The sequence below is a fragment of the Pseudomonas paraveronii genome, from assembly GCF_963681955.1.
Classification (GTDB): domain Bacteria; phylum Pseudomonadota; class Gammaproteobacteria; order Pseudomonadales; family Pseudomonadaceae; genus Aquipseudomonas; species Aquipseudomonas paraveronii.
This window is the reverse complement of sequence record NZ_OY817130.1, coordinates 2,161,548-2,184,314: the sequence shown is the minus strand read 5'-3', so window position 1 is coordinate 2,184,314 and position 22,767 is coordinate 2,161,548. Positions and strand designations below refer to the sequence as shown.

General features: G+C 61.7%; 22 protein-coding genes and 2 pseudogenes. 18 read left to right on the top strand and 6 right to left on the bottom strand.

Annotated elements, in window-relative coordinates; genetic code table 11:
* Nucleotides 1-34 precede the first annotated feature (34 nt).
* The 5 genes and pseudogenes from U5A08_RS10060 to U5A08_RS10040 form a co-directional block, all read left to right on the top strand.
* The gene (locus tag U5A08_RS10060) at nt 35-1,237 is read left to right on the top strand and encodes a PepSY-associated TM helix domain-containing protein (RefSeq protein ID WP_321851385.1); all 1,203 of its coding nucleotides are present in this window, start codon (nt 35-37) and stop codon (nt 1,235-1,237) included.
* Nucleotides 1,234-1,770 carry a PA2404 family protein gene (locus U5A08_RS10055; RefSeq protein ID WP_321851384.1) on the top strand — a complete coding sequence of 179 codons (537 nt, stop codon included), beginning with the start codon at nt 1,234-1,236 and terminating at the stop codon, nt 1,768-1,770. The genes U5A08_RS10060 and U5A08_RS10055 overlap by 4 nt, the downstream gene beginning before the upstream one ends.
* Entirely contained in the window at nt 1,767-2,096 is a 330-nt protein-coding gene (locus U5A08_RS10050; RefSeq protein ID WP_253394560.1) for a hypothetical protein, read from the top strand. The genes U5A08_RS10055 and U5A08_RS10050 overlap by 4 nt, the downstream gene beginning before the upstream one ends.
* Nucleotides 2,093-2,373 (top strand): annotated as a pseudogene (locus U5A08_RS10045) (DUF6162 family protein); the annotation flags it as partial. The gene U5A08_RS10050 and the pseudogene U5A08_RS10045, both read left to right, overlap by 4 nt.
* Nucleotides 2,351-2,488, top strand: a pseudogene (locus U5A08_RS10040) (metal ABC transporter substrate-binding protein); the annotation flags it as partial. The pseudogenes U5A08_RS10045 and U5A08_RS10040, both read left to right, overlap by 23 nt.
* On the opposite strand, the gene U5A08_RS10035 reads toward U5A08_RS10040, so the two are convergent.
* Entirely contained in the window at nt 2,469-3,194 is a 726-nt protein-coding gene (locus U5A08_RS10035) for a UTRA domain-containing protein (RefSeq protein WP_253394558.1), read from the bottom strand. The pseudogene U5A08_RS10040 and the gene U5A08_RS10035 sit on opposite strands and share 20 nt — an antisense overlap.
* 351 nt (nt 3,195-3,545) lie before the next feature.
* Here U5A08_RS10035 and U5A08_RS10030 point away from each other — a divergent pair, with 351 nt between their 5' ends.
* The 6 genes from U5A08_RS10030 (at nt 3,546) to U5A08_RS10005 (ending at nt 8,833) form a co-directional block, all read left to right on the top strand.
* Nucleotides 3,546-4,613, top strand: coding sequence for an ABC transporter substrate-binding protein (locus tag U5A08_RS10030; protein WP_321851380.1), 1,068 nt, complete (start codon nt 3,546-3,548; stop codon nt 4,611-4,613).
* A gap of 113 nt (nt 4,614-4,726) precedes the next feature.
* On the top strand, nt 4,727-5,533 hold the full coding sequence (locus U5A08_RS10025) for an alkaline phosphatase family protein (RefSeq protein ID WP_253394554.1): 807 nt from the start codon (nt 4,727-4,729) through the stop codon (nt 5,531-5,533).
* A 5-nt stretch (nt 5,534-5,538) separates the two neighbouring features.
* Nucleotides 5,539-6,375 carry an ABC transporter permease gene (locus U5A08_RS10020; protein WP_247405200.1) on the top strand — a complete coding sequence of 279 codons (837 nt, stop codon included), beginning with the start codon at nt 5,539-5,541 and terminating at the stop codon, nt 6,373-6,375.
* Nucleotides 6,362-7,162: an ABC transporter permease gene (locus tag U5A08_RS10015; protein ID WP_253394553.1), complete on the top strand. Its 801-nt coding sequence runs from the start codon at nt 6,362-6,364 to the stop codon at nt 7,160-7,162. Before U5A08_RS10020 ends, U5A08_RS10015 begins: the two co-directional genes overlap by 14 nt.
* Entirely contained in the window at nt 7,159-8,148 is a 990-nt protein-coding gene (locus U5A08_RS10010; RefSeq protein ID WP_253394552.1) for an ABC transporter ATP-binding protein, read from the top strand. The genes U5A08_RS10015 and U5A08_RS10010 overlap by 4 nt, the downstream gene beginning before the upstream one ends.
* Before the next feature lie 31 nt (nt 8,149-8,179).
* A complete protein-coding gene (locus U5A08_RS10005; RefSeq protein WP_253394551.1) occupies nt 8,180-8,833 on the top strand; it encodes an HAD family hydrolase in 654 nt (217 codons plus the stop codon).
* Nucleotides 8,834-8,900: 67 nt separating this feature from the next.
* Here U5A08_RS10005 and U5A08_RS10000 read toward each other — a convergent pair whose 3' ends face one another.
* Nucleotides 8,901-9,863, bottom strand: a complete 963-nt coding sequence (locus U5A08_RS10000; protein WP_253394550.1) for a zinc-binding dehydrogenase — start codon at nt 9,861-9,863, stop codon at nt 8,901-8,903.
* Nucleotides 9,864-10,001: 138 nt separating this feature from the next.
* Here U5A08_RS10000 and U5A08_RS09995 point away from each other — a divergent pair, with 138 nt between their 5' ends.
* Nucleotides 10,002-12,083, top strand: coding sequence for a carboxy terminal-processing peptidase (locus U5A08_RS09995; RefSeq protein WP_321851377.1), 2,082 nt, complete (start codon nt 10,002-10,004; stop codon nt 12,081-12,083).
* A gap of 124 nt (nt 12,084-12,207) precedes the next feature.
* The gene (locus tag U5A08_RS09990) at nt 12,208-13,977 is read left to right on the top strand and encodes a bifunctional diguanylate cyclase/phosphodiesterase (RefSeq protein WP_321851376.1); all 1,770 of its coding nucleotides are present in this window, start codon (nt 12,208-12,210) and stop codon (nt 13,975-13,977) included.
* On the opposite strand, the gene U5A08_RS09985 is transcribed toward U5A08_RS09990, so the two are convergent.
* From U5A08_RS09985 to bamJ, 4 genes are all read right to left on the bottom strand, one after another.
* Nucleotides 13,974-14,345: a hypothetical protein gene (locus U5A08_RS09985; protein ID WP_247404699.1), complete on the bottom strand. Its 372-nt coding sequence runs from the start codon at nt 14,343-14,345 to the stop codon at nt 13,974-13,976. The two genes, U5A08_RS09990 and U5A08_RS09985, sit on opposite strands and share 4 nt — an antisense overlap.
* Complete coding sequence (locus U5A08_RS09980; protein ID WP_253394546.1) at nt 14,342-14,680, bottom strand: helix-turn-helix domain-containing protein; 339 nt, start codon at nt 14,678-14,680, stop codon at nt 14,342-14,344. Before U5A08_RS09980 ends, U5A08_RS09985 begins: the two co-directional genes overlap by 4 nt.
* A gap of 92 nt (nt 14,681-14,772) precedes the next feature.
* Complete coding sequence (locus U5A08_RS09975) at nt 14,773-15,231, bottom strand: YkvA family protein (RefSeq protein ID WP_253394545.1); 459 nt, start codon at nt 15,229-15,231, stop codon at nt 14,773-14,775.
* 315 nt (nt 15,232-15,546) lie between these two features.
* A complete protein-coding gene (gene bamJ, locus U5A08_RS09970) occupies nt 15,547-16,278 on the bottom strand; it encodes a BamJ family beta-barrel-assembly machinery protein (RefSeq protein WP_247404708.1) in 732 nt (243 codons plus the stop codon).
* 247 nt (nt 16,279-16,525) lie between these two features.
* Here bamJ and U5A08_RS09965 point away from each other — a divergent pair, with 247 nt between their 5' ends.
* From U5A08_RS09965 to kdpC, 5 genes are all read left to right on the top strand, one after another.
* On the top strand, nt 16,526-18,337 hold the full coding sequence (locus U5A08_RS09965) for a di-heme-cytochrome C peroxidase (protein ID WP_253394543.1): 1,812 nt from the start codon (nt 16,526-16,528) through the stop codon (nt 18,335-18,337).
* A 29-nt stretch (nt 18,338-18,366) separates the two neighbouring features.
* On the top strand, nt 18,367-19,497 hold the full coding sequence (locus tag U5A08_RS09960) for a catalase family protein (protein ID WP_373423732.1): 1,131 nt from the start codon (nt 18,367-18,369) through the stop codon (nt 19,495-19,497).
* 683 nt (nt 19,498-20,180) lie between these two features.
* Entirely contained in the window at nt 20,181-20,279 is a 99-nt protein-coding gene (gene kdpF, locus U5A08_RS09955; protein ID WP_074851717.1) for a K(+)-transporting ATPase subunit F, read from the top strand.
* Nucleotides 20,280-20,386: 107 nt separating this feature from the next.
* Complete coding sequence (gene kdpA / locus U5A08_RS09950) at nt 20,387-22,093, top strand: potassium-transporting ATPase subunit KdpA (protein ID WP_321851375.1); 1,707 nt, start codon at nt 20,387-20,389, stop codon at nt 22,091-22,093.
* A gap of 10 nt (nt 22,094-22,103) precedes the next feature.
* Complete coding sequence (gene kdpC, locus U5A08_RS09945; RefSeq protein WP_247405546.1) at nt 22,104-22,763, top strand: K(+)-transporting ATPase subunit C; 660 nt, start codon at nt 22,104-22,106, stop codon at nt 22,761-22,763.
* Nucleotides 22,764-22,767: the final 4 nt, after the last annotated feature.

Here is a 22,767-nt window from a genome sequence, read left to right as displayed (position 1 = left end):
CTCATTGCCCCCTCCGATCAAGACCCCCATTCACATGTCGAAGAAGTCGCGCTCAAAACTCTGGTTCCTCGTACACAGTTGGCTGGCCTTACCCATCTGGTTCTTTGTACTGATCGTCTGCGTCACCGGCACCCTGGCGGTGGTCAGCCAGGAAATCGTCTGGCTGGCCAACCCGGAAATTCGCGCAAGCCAGCCGTCAGATGATGCCGAGCCGCTGAGCTATGACCAGGTGATCAACGCCATCAAGCGCGCCGAGCCCCAGGTGATCGTGCAATCCATCGTCCGCCCGGACGAGTCGCACTTCGCCCTGAGTGTCGACCTCAGCTACCCCGACGGGCGCTCGGTGGAGGTCTACGTTAACCCGTACACCGGGGCGATCCAGGGCATCAGCCCGGCGTTCGACTTCAAACAATTCACCCGCGCCCTGCATGGTTGGTGGCTGGTGCCGTTCAGCAATGGGTTCAGTTGGGGCTGGTACCTGGTCTCCGCGCTCGGCCTGCCGTTACTGGCGTCGTTGATCACCGGGCTGGTGGTGTACAAACGCTTCTGGAAGGGCTTTTTGCGCCCGACCCTGCGCATCCGCCAGGGCGCGCGAATCTTCTGGGGCGACTTCCACCGCCTGAGCGGTATCTGGTCGATCTGGTTTATCGCGGTCATTTCCATCACCGGCACCTGGTTCCTGATTCAAGCGATCCTGGGGGATAACCAGATTTCCATCTCCAGCGAACCCGTCGTGCCGGTGATTGCCCGGGAGAACGTGCCAATGTCCGCCCCCGGCGTGCCGGCGCCGATGATTGCCCTGGACGACGCGATCGAAATCGCCAGCCAACGGATTCCGGGGCTGGAGACCAGTTTTGTGTTCCTGCCACTCAACGCCTACAGCCATCTGCAGATCGGCGGGCGGGGCTGGTACCCGTTGATGTACCAGACCGCACAGATTAACCCCTACACCGGCGAAGTGGCGGTTTCGCACCTGCTGTCCAACCGCTCGGCGCTGGAGTTCGTCACCGAGTCCATGCGCCCGCTGCACACCGGCGACTTTGGCGGGCTGTGGATCAAGCTGATCTGGGCATTCTTCGGCCTGGTGCTGAGCATGATGGTATTGAGCGGCCTGCTGATCTGGACCAAACGCACAGCCCTGGCCACCCTCCACGCCTTCAAGCGCAGCCACAAGGCGCCACGCCAAGCGGCATCCATCCCGGCCATGCAGGCTGAAACTTCGGAGGGCAACCGATGAGCAAGCTCGCTGCTGCAACGCCTTCGCCGCTGCGGGCCGTTTGGCTGAAATGGCGCTTCCACATCAACGTCCTGCTGTTGTTGGTGCCCCTGGGCTTCATGCCCAAGTACTTTGCCGACGCCGCACTGTTTCGCGGTGACAGCGGCATCGGCGAGCGGGTGGCCGGCGAGGTGCAGGTAGGCCCCTGGAGCCTGACCCTCGCCGAGTTTCGCAACGAAGGCCCGCGCCCGGACCCGGCCGGCCCGATGAAATTCTTCAACGCCGCCCTGTGCGCCGCCTGTGCCGACCAGGTCAAGGCAACCTACCTGCGCATCGGCAAACCCCGCAGCCTGCGCGCCGCCGGGGTGATCTTCTTCGGCACGCCATACCGCATGGGCGCGCTGCTGCCGGTGCCCGAGCGCACGCCGGCCGACGCCGAACTGTGGGTCACCATGGAAGGCTGGGACGGCACGATGCACCAGGGTTCCATTGCGCTGAGCCAGGCCTCGCCTGCCACCATTGCCTGGCTGAACCAGCAAGGAGTCAAACCATGACGTTGATACGCCTGAGCCGCGCCTGCGCCGCGCTGTTGCTGTGCGCCGGTTTCTGTCCCACAGCCGTGGCCCACAACCCGATGTGCGAATGCAAGGAAATCCCCGGCGAACAGATCGAATGCAGCGGCGGTTTTTCCGACGGCAGCGGCGCCCCCGGCGTGACCCTGGATGTGATCGGCTACGACGAAACCATCCTGGTGCCCGGCAAGCTCGGCGCGGATTCGACGCTGACCTTCAAGAAGCCGTCCGCTGAATTCTATGTGCTGTTCGATGCAGGCCCCGGTCACGTCGTTGAAATCGACCAAGCGGATATCCAGCCTCAATGAGCACGACACAGGTTGTACGCCCCGCCGGTGCCGGCCACGAAACCTCTATGTGCTGCTGCTGTGCCTGATCATCCTGGCGGTGGCCGGTACGGTGATGGCCCTGCACGGTGAAACCCAGACCGTGGTCGCCGTGCCCAGCCACCAGTTGGACGCCCGCCGCGACCTCAGCGCCGCCGAGCAAGGCATCTACGCCGACCTGCGCGTGAGCCTGGATGAGATCCACTGGCTACAGCAGGAACAAAACGCCCTGCCGACGCCCGCCCAGCGCGGCGGTGAAAACCGCAGTGACGGCCGGCGGCGCGCAACTGCTGGTATTGAACGTCGACGGCGCCGACCCGGTGACGGCGCTGGAAAGCAATGTGGATCAACTGATCAAGACGCTGAGCCCATGACATCCACGCCCACATGGATGGCATCATGCCGCCAGAACTCCAGGTCGCAGTCGATCAAGCGCTGATGCTGGTCATAGTTGACCCGCGCGATGCGCAAACCCGGGCTGCCCACCGACACGCGCAACGCGGCGGCGGCTTCCACCGGCAGTGAGGTCGGCACAATCTCGAAACGTACCCGCCCGTAGTGCAAGTCGTACTTGCGGGCGTACAGCTCGGTCATCGACTGGTTCAGGTCGCACGCCAGAATCCCCGGAAAATACTGCGGGTTCAGGTAGTGCTCCACATACAGCACCAGGCGCCCGTCGATCCTGCGCCGGCGGCAAATCTGGATCACGCTGGACAGCGCCGGCAGTTGCAGCCACGCGCATACCGCTGCCGACGCCGGTTGCAGCCGTGCGCTGATCACCTCGGTCGACGCCACGCGCCCCTGGTCGCTGACCATTGCGTGAAAGTGGCTGCGCTGCATCAGGTTGTAGGCCAGGCGCGGCGGCGAGACAAACCAGCCACGGCGCTCCTCGCGATAGATTTGCCCTTGGGCCTCCAGTTGTAACAAGGCTTCCCGCACCGTAATCCGGGTGGTACCAAACAACTCGCTGAGCTTGCGCTCGGCGGGCAGCTTGCTGGCTGGCGGCAACAGGCCGTGGTCGATCTGCTCTTGCAGCGCCAGGCCGATGGATGTCACCGCCTTGATTGCCTCATCACGCATCAACGTTACCTACCTGGACTAGACCAGCACCGTTCAGGTGCATAAATCGCTCGATATTTGGGCTTGTGCTTCTGCGTGCCAGCCTAGGCATTGCAGATGACCGACAGATGACAGCCCCTGTCGAGCCTTGCGACGAACCCTGCAATCCATCGGCCAAGTCCAAGGCCTGCGGGCGCTTTGGCATGGTCTACGCTAAACCTGCGCTGAGCGACATCGGCGCGCTAAAAACGACATCGACACGAAACTGTCATCCATCCCGCCTAGATTGGCTCAGGTATTGCTGACCTAGACCAACACCACCGCTAACGTTCATATAAAACGCCGCGTTGAAAACGCCCAAAGGAGCTTCGGATGAAACAGCTTTTCCTGGCATCACTGTTAGGCTCGACCATTGCCATGTGCACCGCCGCCATGGCCGCTGATACCGATCTAAAAACGCTCGAAGCCGCCGCGAAAGCGGAAGGCGCAGTCAACAGCGTCGGCATGCCCGATGACTGGGCCAACTGGAAAGGCACCTGGGATGACCTGGCCAAGACCTACGGCCTCAAGCACATCGATACCGACATGAGCTCGGCCCAGGAAATCGCCAAGTTCGCCGCCGAGAAAGACAACGCCAGTGCCGATATCGGCGACGTCGGCGCCGCCTTCGGCCCGATCGCGGTGAAACAGGGCGTGGTTCAGCCTTACAAGCCAAGCACCTGGGCCCAGGTCCCGGATTGGGCGAAAGATAAAGACGGCAACTGGGCCCTGGCCTACACCGGCACCATCGCCTTTATCGTCAACAAAAAACTGCTGCACGGCTCGGACGTGCCAACCAGTTGGGCTGACTTGAAGGGCGGTAAATACAAAGTCTCCATCGGTGACGTGAGCACCGCCGCCCAAGCCGCCAACGGTGTCTTGGCCGCCGCCATCGCCAACAAGGGCGACGAGAAAAACCTGCAACCCGCCCTGCTGATGTTCGCCGACATCGCCAAGCAAGGTCGCCTGTCCCTTGCCAACCCGACCATCGCCACCATGGAAAAAGGCGAAGTGGAAGTCGGCGTGGTCTGGGATTTCAACGGCCTGAGCTACAAAGCCAAGATGGCCAACCCGGATGACTACGTGGTGCTGATCCCATCGGACGGTTCGGTGATTTCCGGCTACACCACCCTCATCAACAAATACGCCAAGCACCCGAACGCCGCCAAACTGGCCCGCGAATACATCTTCAGCGACGCCGGCCAGATCAACCTGGCCAAGGGCAATGCGCGGCCGATTCGCGCCGAACACCTGACGTTGCCGAAGGAAGTACAGGACAAGCTGCTGCCGAACGAGCAATACAAGCACGTCACCCCGATCAAGGATGCCGACGCTTGGGAGAAGAGCTCCAAGGCGCTGCCGCAGAAGTGGCAGGAAGAAGTCATCATCAATATGCAGTAATGCCTGAGCTGTAGATGCGGTCAGTGTGGGAGCAGGCTTGCCTGCTCCCACATGTGTTCCGGTTCCAACCGCAAACCCGATCCAACCCCATCTGTTGCGGAGCGTCTCCCCCTATGAAGCACAACGTCATCCTTGTGGTGCTCGACGGCCTGAACTTCGAGGTTGCCCGTCATGCCATGGGGCATCTGCAAGCCTACGTCGGCGCAGGACGCGCAGCACTGTACAAACTCGAATGCGAACTGCCGTCCCTCTCCCGGCCGCTCTACGAATGCATCTTCACTGGCGTGCCGCCGATCGACAGCGGCATCGTCCACAACCATGTCTCGCGCTTGTCCAACCAGCGCAGCCTGTTCCATTACGCCCGCGACGCCGGTCTCACCACTGCGGCGGCGGCCTATCACTGGGTCAGCGAGCTGTATAACCGCACGCCCTTTATCGCCGCCCGTGACCGGCATACCGACGACAAAACCCTGGCGATCCAGCACGGGCACTTCTACTGGCAGGACCACTACCCGGATTCGCACCTGTTCGCCGACGCCGAAAGCCTGCGCTGCAGACACGCGCCGAACCTGCTGGTGGTCCACCCGATGAACATCGACGATGCCGGTCACAAGCACGGCCTCGACAGCGCGCAATACCGCAACAGCGCACGCTCGGCCGACATCCTCCTCGCCGATTACCTGCAAGGCTGGCTCGACGCCGGCTATCAGGTGCTGGTGACCGCCGACCACGGCATGAACAACGACCGCTCCCACAACGGCCTGCTGCCGGAAGAACGCGAGGTGCCGCTGTTCGTGCTCGGCTCGGCCTTCACGTTCGATCCCGACGCCACGCCCAGGCAAACCGAGCTGTGCGGCACCGTCTGCGCGTTGCTCGGCGTGCCCCACGACAAACCTGTCTGCCGGGAGCTGTTGAAGTGAGTGCCATGACCCGCAGTAAATGGCTGGCAATCCTCTGCCTGGTGCCCTTCGCACTGTTCTTCATCGTGTTTGAAATCGCCCCGCTGGCGTGGGTGATGATCAACAGCCTGCAATCGGAAGAGTTCGGCTGGGGCCTGGCCAACTTCAGCAAAATCTTCAGTTCGAAGTTCTACCTGCAGGCGATCCAGTACAGCCTGGAGATCAGCTTCTACTCCAGCGTGTTCGGCATCATCATTTCGGTGCTCGGCAGCTACTCGTTGCGCCGCGTGGACTCGCCGCTGCGCAACTTCGTCACCGCCTTCGCCAACATGACCAGCAACTTCGCCGGCGTGCCCCTGGCCTTTGCCTTCATCATCCTGCTCGGTTTCAACGGCAGTATCACCCTCATGCTCAAGCAAGCCGGGATCATTCAGGACTTCAACCTGTACTCCAAGACCGGCCTGATCATTCTCTACACCTACTTCCAGATCCCGCTGGGCGTGCTGCTGCTCTACCCGGCCTTCGATGCGTTGCGCGAAGACTGGCGCGAGTCCGCCGCCCTGCTGGGCGCCAACGGCTGGCAGTTCTGGCGCCACATCGGCCTGCCGGTGCTGACCCCGGCGCTGCTCGGCACCTTCGTGATCCTGCTGGCCAACGCCCTCGGCGCCTACGCCACGGTCTACGCGCTGACCACCGGCAACTTCAACGTATTGCCGATCCGGATCGCGGCGATGGTCTCCGGCGACATCTCCCTGGACCCGAACATGGCCAGCGCGCTGGCCGTTGTGCTGGTGGCGCTGATGACCGTGGTCACCGTGGTCCATCAACTGCTGCTCAAGAGGAGCTACCATGTCTCGCGCTGAAGCCGGCCCAGCCACCCTCTACCACCGGGTGGTGGTGTACCTGTTGTTCGCGATCCTGGTGCTGCCGCTGATCGGCACCTTTGTCTACTCCATTGCCAGCAGTTGGTCGGCGACGATCTTGCCGGCCGGTTTTACCGTGAAGTGGTACGTGCAGCTATGGAGTGACCCGCGCTTTCTGATGGCTTTCGGCCAGTCCCTGCTGGTCTGCGTGGGCGCGTTGATTTTATCGGTGGTGCTGATCCTGCCGCTGCTGTTCGTGGTGCATTACCACTTCCCCAGGCTCGACGCGCTGATGAACATCCTGATCCTGCTGCCCTTCGCGGTGCCGCCGGTGGTGTCGTCGGTGGGCCTGCTGCAACTCTATGGTTCCGGGCCGCTGGCGATGGTGGGCACGCCGTGGATTCTGATCGGCTGCTACTTCACCGTGGCGCTGCCGTTCATGTACCGCGCGATCACCAACAACCTGCAAGCCATCAACCTGCGCGACCTGATGGACGCCGCGCAACTGCTCGGCGCCAGCACCTGGCAGGCGGCGATCCTGGTGGTGCTGCCGAACCTGCGCAAGGGCCTGATGGTGGCGTTGCTGCTGTCGTTTTCGTTCCTGTTCGGTGAGTTCGTGTTCGCCAATATCCTCGTCGGCACGCGCTACGAAACCCTGCAGGTGTACCTGAACAACATGCGCAACAGCAGCGGCCATTTCACCAGTGCCGTGGTCATTTCCTATTTCTTCTTTGTGCTGGTGCTGACCTGGGCCGCCAACATCTTGAACAAGGACAAAAGCCAATGAGCTTCGTCAGCGTCCAACACCTGCAAAAAGGCTACGCCGGCACCCCGGTGTTCAGTGACATCAATTGCGAGATCGCCAAGGGCGAATTCGTCACCCTGCTCGGCCCGTCCGGCTGTGGCAAGTCCACCTTGCTGCGCTGCATCGCCGGCCTGACCTCGGTGGACAGTGGCCAGATCCTCCTCGACGGCCACGACATCGTGCCCCTGAGCCCGCAGAAACGGCAGATCGGCATGGTGTTCCAGAGCTATGCGCTGTTCCCCAACATGACCGTGGAACAAAACGTCGCCTTCGGCCTGCGCATGCAAAAGGTCAACGCCGACGACAGCCACACACGCGTGCAGGACGTGTTGCAACTGGTGGAACTCAAGGACCTGGCCGGGCGCTATCCGCACCAGATGTCCGGCGGCCAGTGCCAGCGCGTGGCCCTCGCCCGCTCCCTGGTCACCCGCCCGCGCCTGTTGCTGCTGGATGAACCGCTGTCGGCGCTGGATGCGCGCATTCGCAAGCACCTGCGCGAGCAGATCCGCCAGATCCAGCGCGAACTGGGGCTGACCACGATCTTCGTGACCCATGACCAGGAAGAAGCGCTGACCATGTCCGACCGGATCTTCCTGATGAACCAGGGCAAGATCGTCCAAAGCGGCGATGCCGAAACCCTCTACACCGCGCCGGTGGATGCGTTTGCCGCCGGGTTCATCGGCAACTACAACCTGCTCGACGCGGACAAGGCCAGCCAACTGCTGCAACGGCCGATCAGCGGGCGCATCGCGATTCGCCCGGAAGCCATCGAACTGAGCCGCAGCGGCGAACTCGACGCCCTGGTGCGCAGCCACAGCCTGCTGGGCAACGTGATTCGCTACCGCATCGAAGCGCGCGGCGTGGAATTGGTGGTGGACGTGCTCAACCGCTCGGCGGACGATCTGCACCCTGACGGCCAGCGCCTGGCACTTTCCATCGACCCAAGCGCACTGTGTGAAGTAGCCTGAGCGGCATTGCATTAATGAGAGAGCGTAACGGATGGCATTGGTAATTTTTGATTTGGACGACACCCTGATCCACGGCGACTGCGCCACCCTGTGGAGCGAGCAGATGGGCCGCCTGGCCTGGGTCGACCCCGAGTCGTTCATGCGCAAGAACAACGAACTGATGGACGCCTACAGCCAGGGCAAGCTGGCCATGGAAACGTTCATGGACTTCAGCCTGGAGCCGATGATCGGCCGCACACCGGAGGAGATCGAGCATCTGGTGGAGCCATGGGTCGAGGACGTGATCGAACCGCTGATCTACAGCGACGCCACCCGCACCATCGCCCGCCACCGCGCGAACGGCGACCGGGTCCTGGTGATTTCCGCGTCGGGCACCCACCTGGTCACGCCGATTGCGGCGCGTATCGGTATCGATGAAGTATTGGGGATTGAACTGGATGTCAGCCACGGCGTGTACAGCGGCCGTACCGTCGGCGTCCTGACCTACCGCGAAGGCAAGATCACGCGCTTGCTCGAATGGCTGGAACAGCAAGGTGAAACCCTGGAAGGCGCGTACTTCTATTCGGATTCGCGCAATGATTTGCCGTTACTGCTGAAAGTGGATCATCCGCAGGTGGTGAATCCCGACCCGGTATTGCGCGAGCACGCCGAAAAAGCCGGCTGGCCAATCCACCACTGGGCCTGACTCAACCGAGATCCAAATGTGGGAGGGGGCTTGCCCCCTCCCACATGGACCCCATTCCAATTCGAGGTCAGATCAGGCTGTCGTCGATCACCAACACCAATTTCCCGGAAATCTGGTTGGTCGCAAGCTCGGCAAACGCCGCCTCGGCATCCTTGATCGGGAAGGTCTTGGCCAGTTGCGGGCTCAAGCGGCCTTCGGCAAACAACGGCCAGACATGCTGGCTTAGATCACTGAACAGGTCGGCCTTGAACTGATCGTCGCGGCTGCGCAGGGTCGAGCCCAGCAGTTGCACTCGCTTGCCCAGCACCTGCGCCAGGTCCAACTGCGCCTCGCGCCCGCCCATCAGGCCGATCAACACCCAACGACCGTCCAGGGCCAGCAGCTTGAGGTCCAGCGCCGCGTAGCTGGCGCCGACCGGGTCGAGGATGACATCGAACGGCCCGAAATCCCGCAGCCCTTCAATACCGTCCGTGCGCACCACACCGCCCTGGGCGCCGAGCGCTTCGCAGTAGGCCAGCCGATCCGCCGAGCCGACACTGACCCAGCACGGGCTGCCAAACGCCTTGCACAGCTGGATCGCCGCCGAGCCCACGCCACTGGCGCCGGCATGCAGCAACACCTTTTCACCGGGCCTGAGGCCCGCCAGTTGGAACAGATTCAACCATGCGGTGCTATATACCTCGGGCAAGGCCGCCGCTTCGGTCAACGACAGGCCTTCCGGCACCGGCAGCACATGGCGGGCGTCCACCACCACTTCCTCGGCCATGCCGCCCCCGGCCAGCAGCGCACAGACGCGGTCGCCGACCTGCCAGGACGAGCCCGCGCCGACCTCGCTGATCACCCCGGAACACTCCAGGCCCAACACCGTGCTGACGCCCGGCGGTGGCGGATAAAGCCCCGCTCGCTGCAATAAATCGGCGCGATTGAGTCCCGCAGCCGCCACCCGAATGCGAACCTGACCTACATCGCATGTAGGACTTGGCTCTTCCAACCACTCCACATGACCTTCAACGCCTTGCAATGCTTTCACAGTGCCTCCATAGTGAGTCTGGACTGAGCCCGTAGCTGTATCGCCGGGCTTTTTGCATTATGCGACCGGCCCATATGGAACCGGCGACTTCAAAGACGGCCTAATATGCGTTATCAATTGCCCCCGCGTCGAATCAGCATGAAGCATTTGTTCCCAAGCACCGCCCTAGCTCTTTTCATTGGTCTCGGCCTGTCGTCGATGTCGACCAATACGTTCGCAGCCAACAGCTGGGACAACCTTCAGCCTGATCGCGACGAGGTGATTGCGAGCCTTAACGTCGTCGAGTTGCTCAAGCGCCATCACTACAGCAAGCCGCCGCTGGACGACGCTCGCTCGGTGATCATCTATGACAGCTACCTCAAGCTGCTGGACCCGTCGCGCAGCTACTTCCTGGCCAGCGATATCGCTGAGTTCAACAAGTGGAAGACCCAGTTCGACGACTTCCTCAAAAGCGGCGACCTGCAGCCCGGCTTCACCATCTACAAGCGCTACCTGGACCGTGTCAAAGCGCGTCTGGACTTCGCCCTGGGTGAGCTGAACAAAGGCGTCGACAAGCTCGACTTCGCCGAGAAGGAAAGCCTTCTGGTGGATCGCAAGGACGCCCCTTGGCTGACCAGCACCGCCGCCCTGGATGACCTGTGGCGCAAACGCGTCAAGGACGAAGTGCTGCGCCTGAAGATCGCCGGCAAAGAGCCGAAGGCCATTCAAGAGCTGTTGACCAAGCGCTACAAGAATCAGTTGGCACGTCTGGACCAGACCCGTGCCGAAGATATCTTCCAGGCCTACATCAACACCTTCGCGATGTCCTACGATCCGCACACCAATTATCTGTCGCCGGATAACGCGGAAAATTTCGATATCAATATGAGTCTGTCGCTGGAAGGCATCGGTGCCGTCCTGCAAAGCGACAATGACCAAGTGAAGATCGTGCGTCTGGTTCCGGCAGGTCCGGCGGACAAGACCAAGCAGGTTGCACCTGCCGACAAGATCATCGGCGTGGCCCAGGCCGACAAAGAGATGGTCGATGTGGTCGGCTGGCGCCTGGACGAAGTGGTCAAGCTGATCCGTGGGCCGAAAGGCAGCGTGGTGCGCCTGGAAGTGATTCCGCACACCAATGCACCGAACGACCAGACCAGCAAAATCGTGTCCATCACCCGTGAAGCGGTGAAGCTCGAAGACCAGGCCGTGCAGAAGAAAGTCCTCAGCCTCAAGCAGGATGGCAAGGACTACAAGTTGGGCGTGATTGAAATCCCGGCCTTCTACCTGGACTTCAAGGCCTTCCGTGCCGGCGATCCGGACTACAAGAGCACCACGCGCGACGTTAAGAAAATCCTGACCGAGCTGCAGAAAGAAAAAGTCGACGGCGTGGTCATCGACCTGCGCAACAACGGCGGCGGCTCCCTGCAGGAAGCCACCGAGCTGACCAGTCTGTTTATCGACAAGGGTCCGACCGTGTTGGTACGCAACGCTGACGGCCGCGTCGACGTGCTCGAAGACGAGAACCCGGGTGCCTTCTACAAAGGCCCGATGGCATTGCTGGTCAACCGCTTGTCGGCCTCGGCTTCGGAGATTTTCGCCGGTGCCATGCAGGACTATCACCGCGCCTTGATCATCGGCGGCCAGACCTTCGGCAAAGGCACCGTGCAGACCATCCAGCCGCTGAACCATGGCGAGCTGAAGCTGACCCTGGCCAAGTTCTACCGGGTTTCCGGGCAGAGCACCCAGCATCAGGGCGTACTGCCGGACATCGACTTCCCGTCGATCATCGACACCAAGGAAATCGGCGAGAGCGCCCTGCCCGAAGCCATGCCGTGGGACACCATCCGTCCTGCGATCAAGCCGGCGTCGGACCCGTTCAAACCGTTCCTGGCGCAGTTGAAAGCTGACCACGACACCCGCTCCGCCAAGGATGCCGAGTTCGTGTTTATCCGCGACAAGCTGGCCCTGGCGAAGAAGTTGATGGAAGAAAAAACCGTCAGCCTCAACGAAATCGATCGCCGCAAGCAGCACACCGACATCGAGAATCAGCAACTGGTGCTGGAGAACGTCCGCCGCAAGGCCAAGGGCGAAGACCCACTCAAGGAACTGAAGAAAGAAGATGAAGACGCGCTGCCGACCGAGGCGGACAAAACCAAGCCGGAAGACGACGCCTACCTGGCCGAGACAGGCCGGATTCTGCTGGACTACCTGAAAGTGACCAAACAGGTGGCCAAGCAGTAGATGATGGCGATTTAATGTGATCGCTCTGCGGAGTGTCATCATATAGACATCATTCTGTCGTGAAATATAGGACCGCTGGCTCACCGCCTGCGGTCCTTTTTTTTCGATCGAGATCGAGATCGCCATGACCATGACCGAACAGCTGAATGCATTGGGCTCTATCCTGGCTCAAGGCAGTTTGCACAGCCTGTTCCAACCGATCATCTGCCTGTCCGAACGGCGCATCCTCGGCTACGAGGCCCTGAGCCGTGGCCCGTCCAACAGCCCGTTGCACTCCCCCGTCGCCCTGTTTGCCGTGGCCAGGCATGCCGGGCGCCTCAGCGAACTGGAAATAGCCTGTCGCGAAAGCGCGTGTCGGCGGTTCAGCGCGCAGAAGTTGCCGGGCAAGCTGTTTCTCAACATCTCGCCGGAATCCCTGATGGAAACCGCGCACCAACCCGGCCGCACCCTGCAACTGTTGCGGGACTTCGGCATCCCACCCAGCCAGGTGGTGATCGAACTCACCGAGCAGACGCCCACCGACGATTTCGACCTGCTGCAAACCGCCCTGCATCACTACCGCGACATGGGTTTCGCCATCGCGCTCGACGACTTGGGCGCGGGGTATTCCAGCCTGCGCTTGTGGTCGGAACTGCGTCCGGACTACGTGAAGATCGATCGGCATTTTATCGACGGCATCCACCAGGACGCGCTCAAGCGCGAATTTGTCGGCTCCATCCTGCAGATCGCCCGGGCGTCGCGCGCCCAGGTGATTGCCGAAGGCATCGAGCTACCGGAAGAGTTGGCGGTGTTGACCGAGATGGGCGTCGATCTGGTCCAGGGTTACTTGCTCTGTCGTCCCCAAGAACACCCGCCGCAGGAAGCGCGCCTGATGCTACCCAAACCCGACAACGCCAACATTGCCCTCAGCGAAGAGGGCAGTGACCTCAGCGCCCTGCTCAACAAGCAGCCGGCAGTGGATCAGGACACCGCCACCGCCCTGGTGCTGGAGTCCTTCCGCCGCCAGGCCAACCTCAACTCCCTGGCAGTGCTGGATGGATGCGGCCGGCCGGTCGGGATTGTGCATCGCCACTCGTTGTCCGACGCCCTGCTCAAGCCGTTCGCCACCGACCTGTTTGCGCGCAAGCCGATCAGCCGCTTGATGAGCGATGATTTTCTCGCGGTGGAGTTGAGCCAGTCCCTGCAACAGGTCAGCCGGCTGCTGACCAGCCGCGCCCGGCAACGCATCGAGGAAGACTTCATCATCACGCTGAACGGCGACTACCTCGGCCTGGGCCGGGTGATCGATGTGCTCAAACTGATCACCGAGCTGAAAATCCAGCAGGCCCGCTACGCCAACCCGCTGACCCTGCTACCCGGCAACGTGCCGATCCAGCAATGCCTGACGCGGCTGTTGCAACAACAACGCGAGTCGGTGATTTGCTACGTGGATATCGACAGTTTCAAGCCGTTCAATGACATCTATGGCTACGGGCGTGGCGACGAAGTGTTGCTGTGCCTGGCGCAATGCCTGAACGACCGGGTCGACCCCAGCCGCGACTTTGTCGGGCATATCGGCGGCGATGATTTTTTGCTGGTGCTCGGGCCGCAGGATTGGCGCAAACGGCTCAATCAACTGCTGGATGATTTCCACACCCAATGCCGGCGCTTTTATCGCGCAGAACACCTGGACGCCGGCTGTTTTGTGGCCTCGAACCGCCAGGGTGTGCGCCAGGAATACGCACTGCTGTCGCTGTCCATCGGCGTGGTGCATTTGTATCCACAGGCCTGTGGACAACTCGATGCCAGCCAATTGGCGGAGCTGGCATCCCAGGCCAAGCATCATGCCAAGGATGTGCCCGGTTACAGCATCCATGTGATCGACAGCCTGGACATGCTGCCCCTGCCGATTTAAGCCTCGGCAGATTCCGGGTACTCGTACTCGAACACGCGCACCACTTCCGAAGCGTGCCAGGACGCAGCGGCCACGCCATCGGAAGGCCCGCAAAAGCGTCCCAGGCGCTCCACGCATTCAAAGAAACCGGTACGCGGCAGGCGGCTGGCGCCTTGGCTGATCACCAGGGAACTGCGCAATGGCTGCTCGGCTTTGGCGTCCAGCGCCGCCAGGTGCTCCAGGGCCGCGGTGAGTGTCTGCATCGCCGGCGTGGGAAATTGCAGGCGCTCCAGCAGCGCGCGGTAGGTCAGCAAGTGGCGCTGGCGGCGCGCCTGGTCCAGTTCGTTGAGTAACCCATCCCAGTGTTGACGGCTGATACGTAGGCTCAAGATTCATCCCTCCAACCTGCCACGCCCAATTCCCAGGCCAGGCTGCGGCGGATCGCGGCATCCGGCTGGCGTTCACCACTTTCGATCAATCCGAGGTACGAGGGGCTGATCCCCACGGTGCGGGCCAGGGTTTCGATGGCCAGCCCCTTGGCTTCGCGCAAGCCGCGCAGGTCTGCAAGCGGGTGCAGGTCCTGAGGAGGCGCGACTTGGGCAGTAGAAGAAGGTGTTGGCGCAGGTTGCTGCTGACCGGCGGCTTTTAGCAGCGCCTGGTACTGATCCCATGGCAACACCGCATACTCGGGCTCGCCATTCCGTGAAATTATCTGAATATCCATGACAGCCCCGTAGGATAACAACACTTACTAAGTAAGCACTTTCTTAGGAGTGTAATCCTAACAGCCACAAAGGTCGCAGGGGGATATCCGTGTCATGGGGCTTTTTGCGGGTTTTCCTGGGCCAGCAGCGCGGGCGTCGCCGGCAGGCGCTCAACCACGGCGAGCTTTTCCGGACGCTGCGCCTCACGCCAGGCGCGAAAGGCGCTCAGTTCGGCGCTCAGGCTCTTCATGACCCAGGCCAGCACTGCGATGTCGTCGAGCATGCCGAACATGGGGATAAAGTCCGGTATCGCGTCGATCGGGCTGAGGAAATACATCAGTCCTGCCACGACCGACACCAGCGCCTTCGGGCTGATCGCCCGGTACTCGCCCCGCCAGTAGGCCAGGCATAGGGCCTGGAGCAACTTGAGGTCATCCTTGAGCTTACCGAGGCGGTTGCCCTGGCTTGCGCCCTTGGCCGCCACGGCGAACAACAACGTCGGCAAGCGCCCACGCCCCAGCAGGCGCGCGGCCATGGGCAGGAAACGGGCGAAATTGAAGGGTGGTTTCATTCGGCACTCCAGTTCCATGGGTCAGAGAAGGTTATCCACACAAATTGTGGATAACCTTGTGAACAGAGCCCATTTTCATGGCTGAAAGCCACGGTTTACAAGGCTCTTAGTCAGATCGGGCGTTTTTTGCGCACATCAAAAAAACCCAAGAATTCATTGACTTGGCGCTTGCGTCCGGCTACCCGCACTCGAGTCTTTTATCAGACTGTTGCAAGTGACGGTTGTTCGTTTGGATTTGCACAGGCTGAGTGTGAAAGCACCCTGCACAAACAACAACGCCCCGTCGAGACGGGGCGTTGGGTGTTCAGGCGCCGATTACTTCTTGGCGGCTGGTGCGTCAGGGGCTTCAGCCTTGGCTGGGTCCTTGATGGCCAGCAGTTCCAGGTCGAATACCAGCACGGAGTTGGCCGGGATCGCCGGGCTCGGGCTCTGGGCACCGTAGGCCAGGTCGGATGGGATGTACAACTCGACCTTTTCGCCGACGTGCATCAGTTGCAGGCCTTCGACCCAACCCGGAATCACGCCGCTGACCGGCAGGTCAATCGGGCTGCCGCGATCCACGGAGCTGTCAAAGGTAGTGCCGTTGGTGAGCTTGCCGGTGTAGTGCACAGTGACCACGTCGGTCGGCTTAGGCTGGGCGCCGTCGGCTTTCTTGGTGATCTTGTACTGCAGGCCGGAAGCCGTGGTGACTACGCCGTCTTTCTTGGCGTTGTCTTCGAGGAATTTCTTGCCGGCGGCTGCCGACTCTTCGCTCATTTTGGTCATGCGTTCTTCAGCACGCTTCTGCAGTGCGGCAAACGCTTCAACCAGTTCGTCGTCTTTCAGCTTCTGCTCTTTCTTACCGACGGCATCTTCAATGCCCTGGGCTACCGCTTTGGAGTCCAGATCGTCCATGCCTTCTTGGGCAAGGCTTTTGCCCATGTTCAGGCCGATACCGTAGGAAGCTTTCTGCGCCGGGGTTTTCAGCTCTACGCTGGTCTGCGAATCACAACCCGCAAGTACCAGGCTAACCAGGGCCACCGCCGCCGCCAACCGATGCTGTTTCATGCTATTTCCTTGTTCATGCGCCAAAAGGGCAATCGAATAAAGTCGCGAGCTTATCAGGCGGCCACGACCAATGGCTACCGGCATCTGAGCAGGAAACTTCTGATAAGTTCACGTGTTTAAAAGCATTTTCATTCATGATGGACGCCCGCGACGGATCGCGGGACCGCCAGCCACCAAGATCATGGCCACTTGCCGCACCTGTGGCGTAGTGGCATAACAACGCAATCACTCGACAAGGATAGTTATCTTGCGCATTTTTTCCCGTGTTTCACTGCTGATCCTCGCCCTGCTGGGCCTGATCCTGGCAGTGGTGCTCTATTACACCGCCAACCCCAGGCTGCCGGACTACGTCCCCGTGGAACAGGTGCATTACCAGGATCAATGGAGTGCCGCCGACCGCCAGACCTACTACTTCACGCCCCAGGGCACCCAGGTAAAAGGCCTGCATTACGACTGGTTCACCGCCCTGGAACTGCCGTTTTCCGAACAGCGCTTCGCCACGCCGGAGTACCTGGCACGCTTCGGTTTCCTGGTCGACCCCAGGCAAGTGCCCAGCCCACAAAACCCCGGCAACCTGCCGGTCGGCTTCGCCCGGCACAAGAACGCCGGCAGCAACACCGAATACCTGGACATCACCTGCGCCGCCTGCCACACCGGCGAACTGCATTTCAACGGCCAGGCCCTGCGCATCGACGGCGGTTCGGCCCAGCACGTGCTGCCCTCCAGCGTGCCGACCTTGCGCGGCGGCAGTTTCGGCCAGGCCCTGGTGGCCAGCCTCGCCGCGACGTATTACAACCCGTGGAAATTCGAACGCTTCGCCCGCCAGGTGCTCGGCCACGATTACGATGACCACAATGAAGACCTGCTGCGCCAAGACTTCAAACAGTCGCTGAACCAGTTCATCAAAGTCGCCTGGAACGATACCCACCGTGGCCTCTACCCCACCGAGGAAGGCCCGGGGCGCACCGATGCCTTCGGCCGCATCGCCAACGCCAGCTTCGGCGACGCGATCTCGCCGGACAATTACCGCGTTGCCAACGCGCCCGTGGACTACCCGCAGCTGTGGGATATCTGGACGTTCGACTGGGTGCAATGGAACGGTTCGGCGCAACAACCGATGGCCCGCAATATCGGCGAAGCCCTCGGCGTGGGGGCGACCCTGGGCTTCTTCGACAGCGCCGGCCAACCGCTTCAGGGCGACGCACGCTACCCGTCGAGCGTGCGGGTGCGCGACCTGAACCTGATCGAAGAAACCCTGCAGCGTCTCAAGCCGCCGACCTGGCCGGAAGACCTGTTCGGTGCCATCGACAAGCCCCTCGCCGCCCAGGGCCGCACGCTGTTCGCCGAAAACTGCGCCGGCTGCCATGTGCCGGCCGTCACCCAGCAAAATGGCCGCCCGGTGCAGCAACTGAAAATGCTCCCGGTGGACTACATCGGCACCGACCCCAGCACCGCCAGCAATATCGCCGACCAGCGCTATGACCTCAGCGCCTTGAAGTGGGACCCGGCAGAATTGGCCCAGTTGAACGTCGAGTTGCACCCCACGCCCACCGAACCGCTGGACCTGAAAAAAATCTCCGTGGCCAAGGGGCTGGCCTACGTCACCGCGTTCGTTGAGGACCACGCCTACCGCGCCGCCGGCGTCACCCCGGCCGAGCGCCCGCGCCTGGACGGTTACGGCCTGCCCATCGGCGTGCGCGAGTTGCGCGCCTACAAAGCGCGGCCGCTGGCCGGCGTGTGGGCCACCCCGCCGTTTTTGCACAACGGCTCGGTACCGACGATTTACCAGTTGCTCTCGCCCCAGGACGAGCGCAACACCACCTTCTATAAAGGCACCTTCAACTACGACCCGCGCCACCTGGGCTTTGAGACCGGTGCGTTCAACAATGCCTTCCTGTTCGATACGCGCATCACCGGCAACCACAACAGCGGCCATGAATTCCGCGCTGGCCAACGTGGCAACGGCGTCATCGGCCGCGGCTTGTTGCCGCAGGAACGCTGGGCACTGCTGGAATACCTCAAAGTCCTCGGCGGCCCGCTGGAGCAACAACTGCCATGATTATCCACTCGCATAACCCGCAACCGTCCATGCTTGCTCGCCTGTGGCTGCGCCTCGGCGCCGTGCTCGGCAAAACCCTGTTATGGCTGGCGGCCCTTGGCCTGCTCGGCTGGCTGGCGGCCACTGCTTGGTACGCCTGGCAGCACAGCGGCCCGGTGTCGCCGGACGAGCAGATTCCGTCCGGTGAAGCCGCAATGACCCAAGGCATTATCCAGACGGCAGTGCGTATCGTTGACCAACACCGCGAAGGCACACGTTACCTACGCGATGCCCATGCCAAGGCCCACGGTTGCGTGAAGGCCGAAGTCAGTGTGCTGGCCGACCTCGACCCGGCGTTGCGCCAAGGCGTATTCGCCGAACCGGGCAAGACCTGGCACGCGATGATGCGGCTGTCCAACGGCAACGCCTACCCGCAATTCGACAGCATCCGCGATGCGCGCGGCATGGCCATCAAGCTGCTCGACGTGCCGGGCACACAGTTGCTCGCCGACCAGCAAGCGCGGGCCGAGCAGGACTTTGTGATGTTCAGCCACCCGAACTTCTTTGTCAGCGACGTGGCCGAGTACGCGCAGAACATCGGCGCCCAGGCGGACGGCAAGAAAGTCCTGGCGTTTTTCCCCAAGCTCGACCCCCGCAGTTGGCAGGTGCGCCACCTGTTCATCGCCCTGGCGACCCTGGCCCCCGCACCGGCCAGCCCGACCCAGACCACATACTTTTCCGTCTCGCCCTACAAGTTCGGCGCGGCCAACGCCAAGTTCCGCGTCGCACCCGACCCGCAAAGCTGCCCGGACTATGTGCCGCCCAAACAGAACCAGGACCTGCCGAACTTCCTGCGCAGCGCCCTGAACCAGCAACTGTCCACCGACCGCGTGCCAGCGTGTTTCGTGCTGCAGATCCAGCGACAGAACCCGCAGAAGTTCATGCCGATCGAAGACACCAGCATCGAATGGAAAGAAAGCGATGCGCCCTATGAAACTGTGGCCAAGGTGACGATTCCCGCTCAGGATTTCGATACGCCGGCGTTGAACCTGGCATGCGACAACCAGTCCTTCAACCCGTGGTTCGGGCTGGAAGCGCACCGTCCCATCGGCGGGATCAACCGGTTGCGTAAAGCGGTGTATGAGGCAGTCAGCGATTACCGGCACAGCCGAAATTTGTAAGGCCGGCGGTCATCAGCGCCCAGGCCTCCACAGGACCTGTGGCGAGGGGGCTTGCTCCCGCGGCGGCCTGAAGATTGATGGACATCTAGCTGATGTCCCTCGATCCAAATGTGGGAGCTGGCTTGCCTGCGATGGCGGTGGGTCAGTTGCAAATAGGCTGGCTGACACACTGCCATCGCAGGCAAGCCTGCTCCCACATGGACCGAGCCAATACAGCAGCAAAGTTGTGTACTTACCCACTACCCCGTAAAGAGTTCGTATAGTTTGCCGATTCGCCATAACGATTACGTCGACTCTATTGAGTCACTAAGCCCGAACACTTTACCGTAACTTCCTACCCCCAAACACCCGTAGGAAGTCATCGTGGAAAGTTCAACTTTAGGCATGATCGTCCTGTCAATGATTGCGCTCTTCGGCACCGCCGCGTTTTGCTTCGAACACCTCGCTACCCGCAGCGAGAAGAAAAAGAAAGCCAAATAAGCGGCGCGTCAACATCAGCAGAACCCCAGTTTTTCAAGGGATACCCGGGCGGCGGGCTATCCCTTTTTTTCGTTCGCCCCGTATAAACCCACCTATATACCGTCTTAATACCGCCGCCTGTAATCAGTGCCTGGGCTTGATACCCCAGCGATTAACCTCCCCGCGTCCGCCATTGCGGCTTATTCATTCAGGGGAGTTACACCGTGCTCACACTCACGTTCATTTATATCGCCAGCGGCCTCTGCGCCGTGGGGCTGTTCGCTTACTTGGGCTACGCCCTTATTCGCGCAGAAAAATTCTAGGGAGTTCGCCATGTACGACCTGATGTTTATTGGCCTTTCCCTGGTGTTTTTTGTTGCGACTGCCATGGCCATTGTCGCCATGGGCAAGATTTGAACGGAGCCACGACATGTTAAGCACGCTGCTGGAATTTGCGCTGGTCCTGGGGGTAATGACGGGACTCGCGGTACTGATGGGCAAATGGCTGACCCGGGTGTTCACCGGGGCTCACCATGCCTTGCCGGAACGTTATACCTATCGCCTGCTGGGCATTGACCCACGGGAAACCATGGGCTGGGCCCGCTACGGTTCGGCGCTGTTGTTGTCGAACGCGGCGATGATGCTGCTGGGTTATTTGGTCCTGCGCCTGCAGGCGGTGATGCCGATCAACCCGCTGGGGCTGGCCGCACAAACGCCGGACCTGGCGTTCAACACCACCGTTTCCTTTATTACCAACACCAACTGGCAGGCGTACTCGGGCGAGACCAGCCTGTCGAACTTCAGCCAGATGGCGGTCATCACCTTTCTGATGTGCGTCGGCGCCACCTCCGGGGTGGTCGCCGCGGCCGGCTTCATTCGCGGTTTGAGCCGCTCCAGCTCGGGCGATATCGGCAACTTTTGGGTCGACTTCACCCGCACGCTCTACCGCGTGATGCTGCCGCTGTGCGTGGGTATGGCGCTGGTGTATGTCTGGCAGGGCATGCCGCAGACCTTCGCCTCCCAGGCCCTGGTCACCACGCTCGAAGGCGCGCAGCAACAGTTGATTGTCGGCGCAGTGGCCAGCTTTGAATCGATCAAGCACATCGGCACCAACGGCGGCGGCTTCTTCAGCATGAACGCTGCGCACCCGTTCGAAAACCCGACGCCGCTGACCAACGCCCTGCACATCCTCAGCATGTTGCTGATCCCTTCGGCGTTGACCTACACCTTTGGCAGCATGCTGTTGCAACGTCGCCAGGGCTGGGTGTTTTTCGGCACCTTCCTGGTGATGTTCATCGGCTTCCTCACCCTGGTCTACGGCGCCGAGCAAAACGGCAACCCGCTGCTGACCCAGGCCGGCGCCAACCAGAGCCTGTCGCTGGAACAAAGCGGCGGCAACATGGAAGGCAAGGAACTGCGCTTCGGCATCGCCGACAGCAGCCTGTTCATCGCCACCACCACAGCGGCGACCACCGGCTCGGTCAACACCATGCACGACTCGTTGACCCCCATGGGCGGTTTCGTGCCCCTGGCGCAGATGATGCTCAACTGCGTGTTCGGCGGCGACGGCGTGGGCTTTATCAACCTGATCCAATACGCCCTGCTGACGGTGTTCCTGGTGGGCATGATGATCGGCCGCAGCCCCGAGTTCCTCGGCAAGAAAATCGAGGCGCGGGAGATGAAACTGGTGATGCTCTCGGTGCTCGCGCACCCCATCAGCATCCTCGGTTTCACCGCCCTCGCCGCCCTGTGGCCCGACACCATGGCCAGCCTGAACAACCTCGGCCCCCACGGTTTCAGCGAGGTGCTCTACGCCTATACCTCCGGTACCGCCAACAACGGCTCGGCCTTCGCCGGCTTGAACGCGAATACGCCGTTTTTCAACACCACCATCGGCCTGGCGATGTTGATCGGGCGCTTCTTCACCATGCTGCCGATGCTCGCCGTGGCCGGTTCCCTGGCAATGAAGAAAACCGTACCTGCCGGTGCCGGCACCATTCCCACCGCGACCCCGCTGTTCATGCTGCTGGTGGTGTTCGTGGTGCTGGTGGTCGGCGGCCTGACCTTTTTGCCAGCGCTCGCGCTCGGCCCGCTGGTGGAGCAACTGCAGTTGCTGTCCGGCCAGACGTACAACTGAGGACACGTGGATGACGACTCAATCGATATTCAAAGGGCTGTTGCGCCCGGTGCTGGTTTCGGCGGTGTTTTTCATGCTGTTGACGGGGTTCGCCTACCCGGCGCTCACCACCGTGACTGCACAACTGGTGTTCCCGTTCCAGGCCCGTGGCTCGCTGATTGAACGCGACGGCCTGGTCATGGGCTCGGCCCTGATCGGCCAGCACTTCACCCGGCCGGAGTACTTCCATGGCCGCCCGAGCATGACCCTCGGCGCCGACCCGCAAGACCCAAGCAAAAGCGTGTCGCAGCCGTACAACGCCGGTTCCAGCGGCGCCAGCAACCTGGGGCCGACCAGCCAGAAACTGCTGGACCAGGTGGCCGCACGCGTCCAGGCCTATCGCCAGGACAACGGCCTGGCCGCCGACGCCCAGGTGCCGGTGGACGCGGTCACCGCTTCCGCTTCAGGCCTCGACCCGCATATCTCGCTGGCCAATGCGCGACTGCAATTGCCACGGGTGGCGCGCCTGCGGCAAATCCCCGAAGCCGAGCTGCTGCAACTGGTCGACCAACACACCAGCGCGCGCACCTTCGGCCTGCTCGGCGAACCGCGGGTCAATGTGCTGCAACTCAACCTTGCGCTGGACGCCCGCCTGCCATCGCGTCAGCCCCCTATTGCGGCCAGTGAGTAAGAGA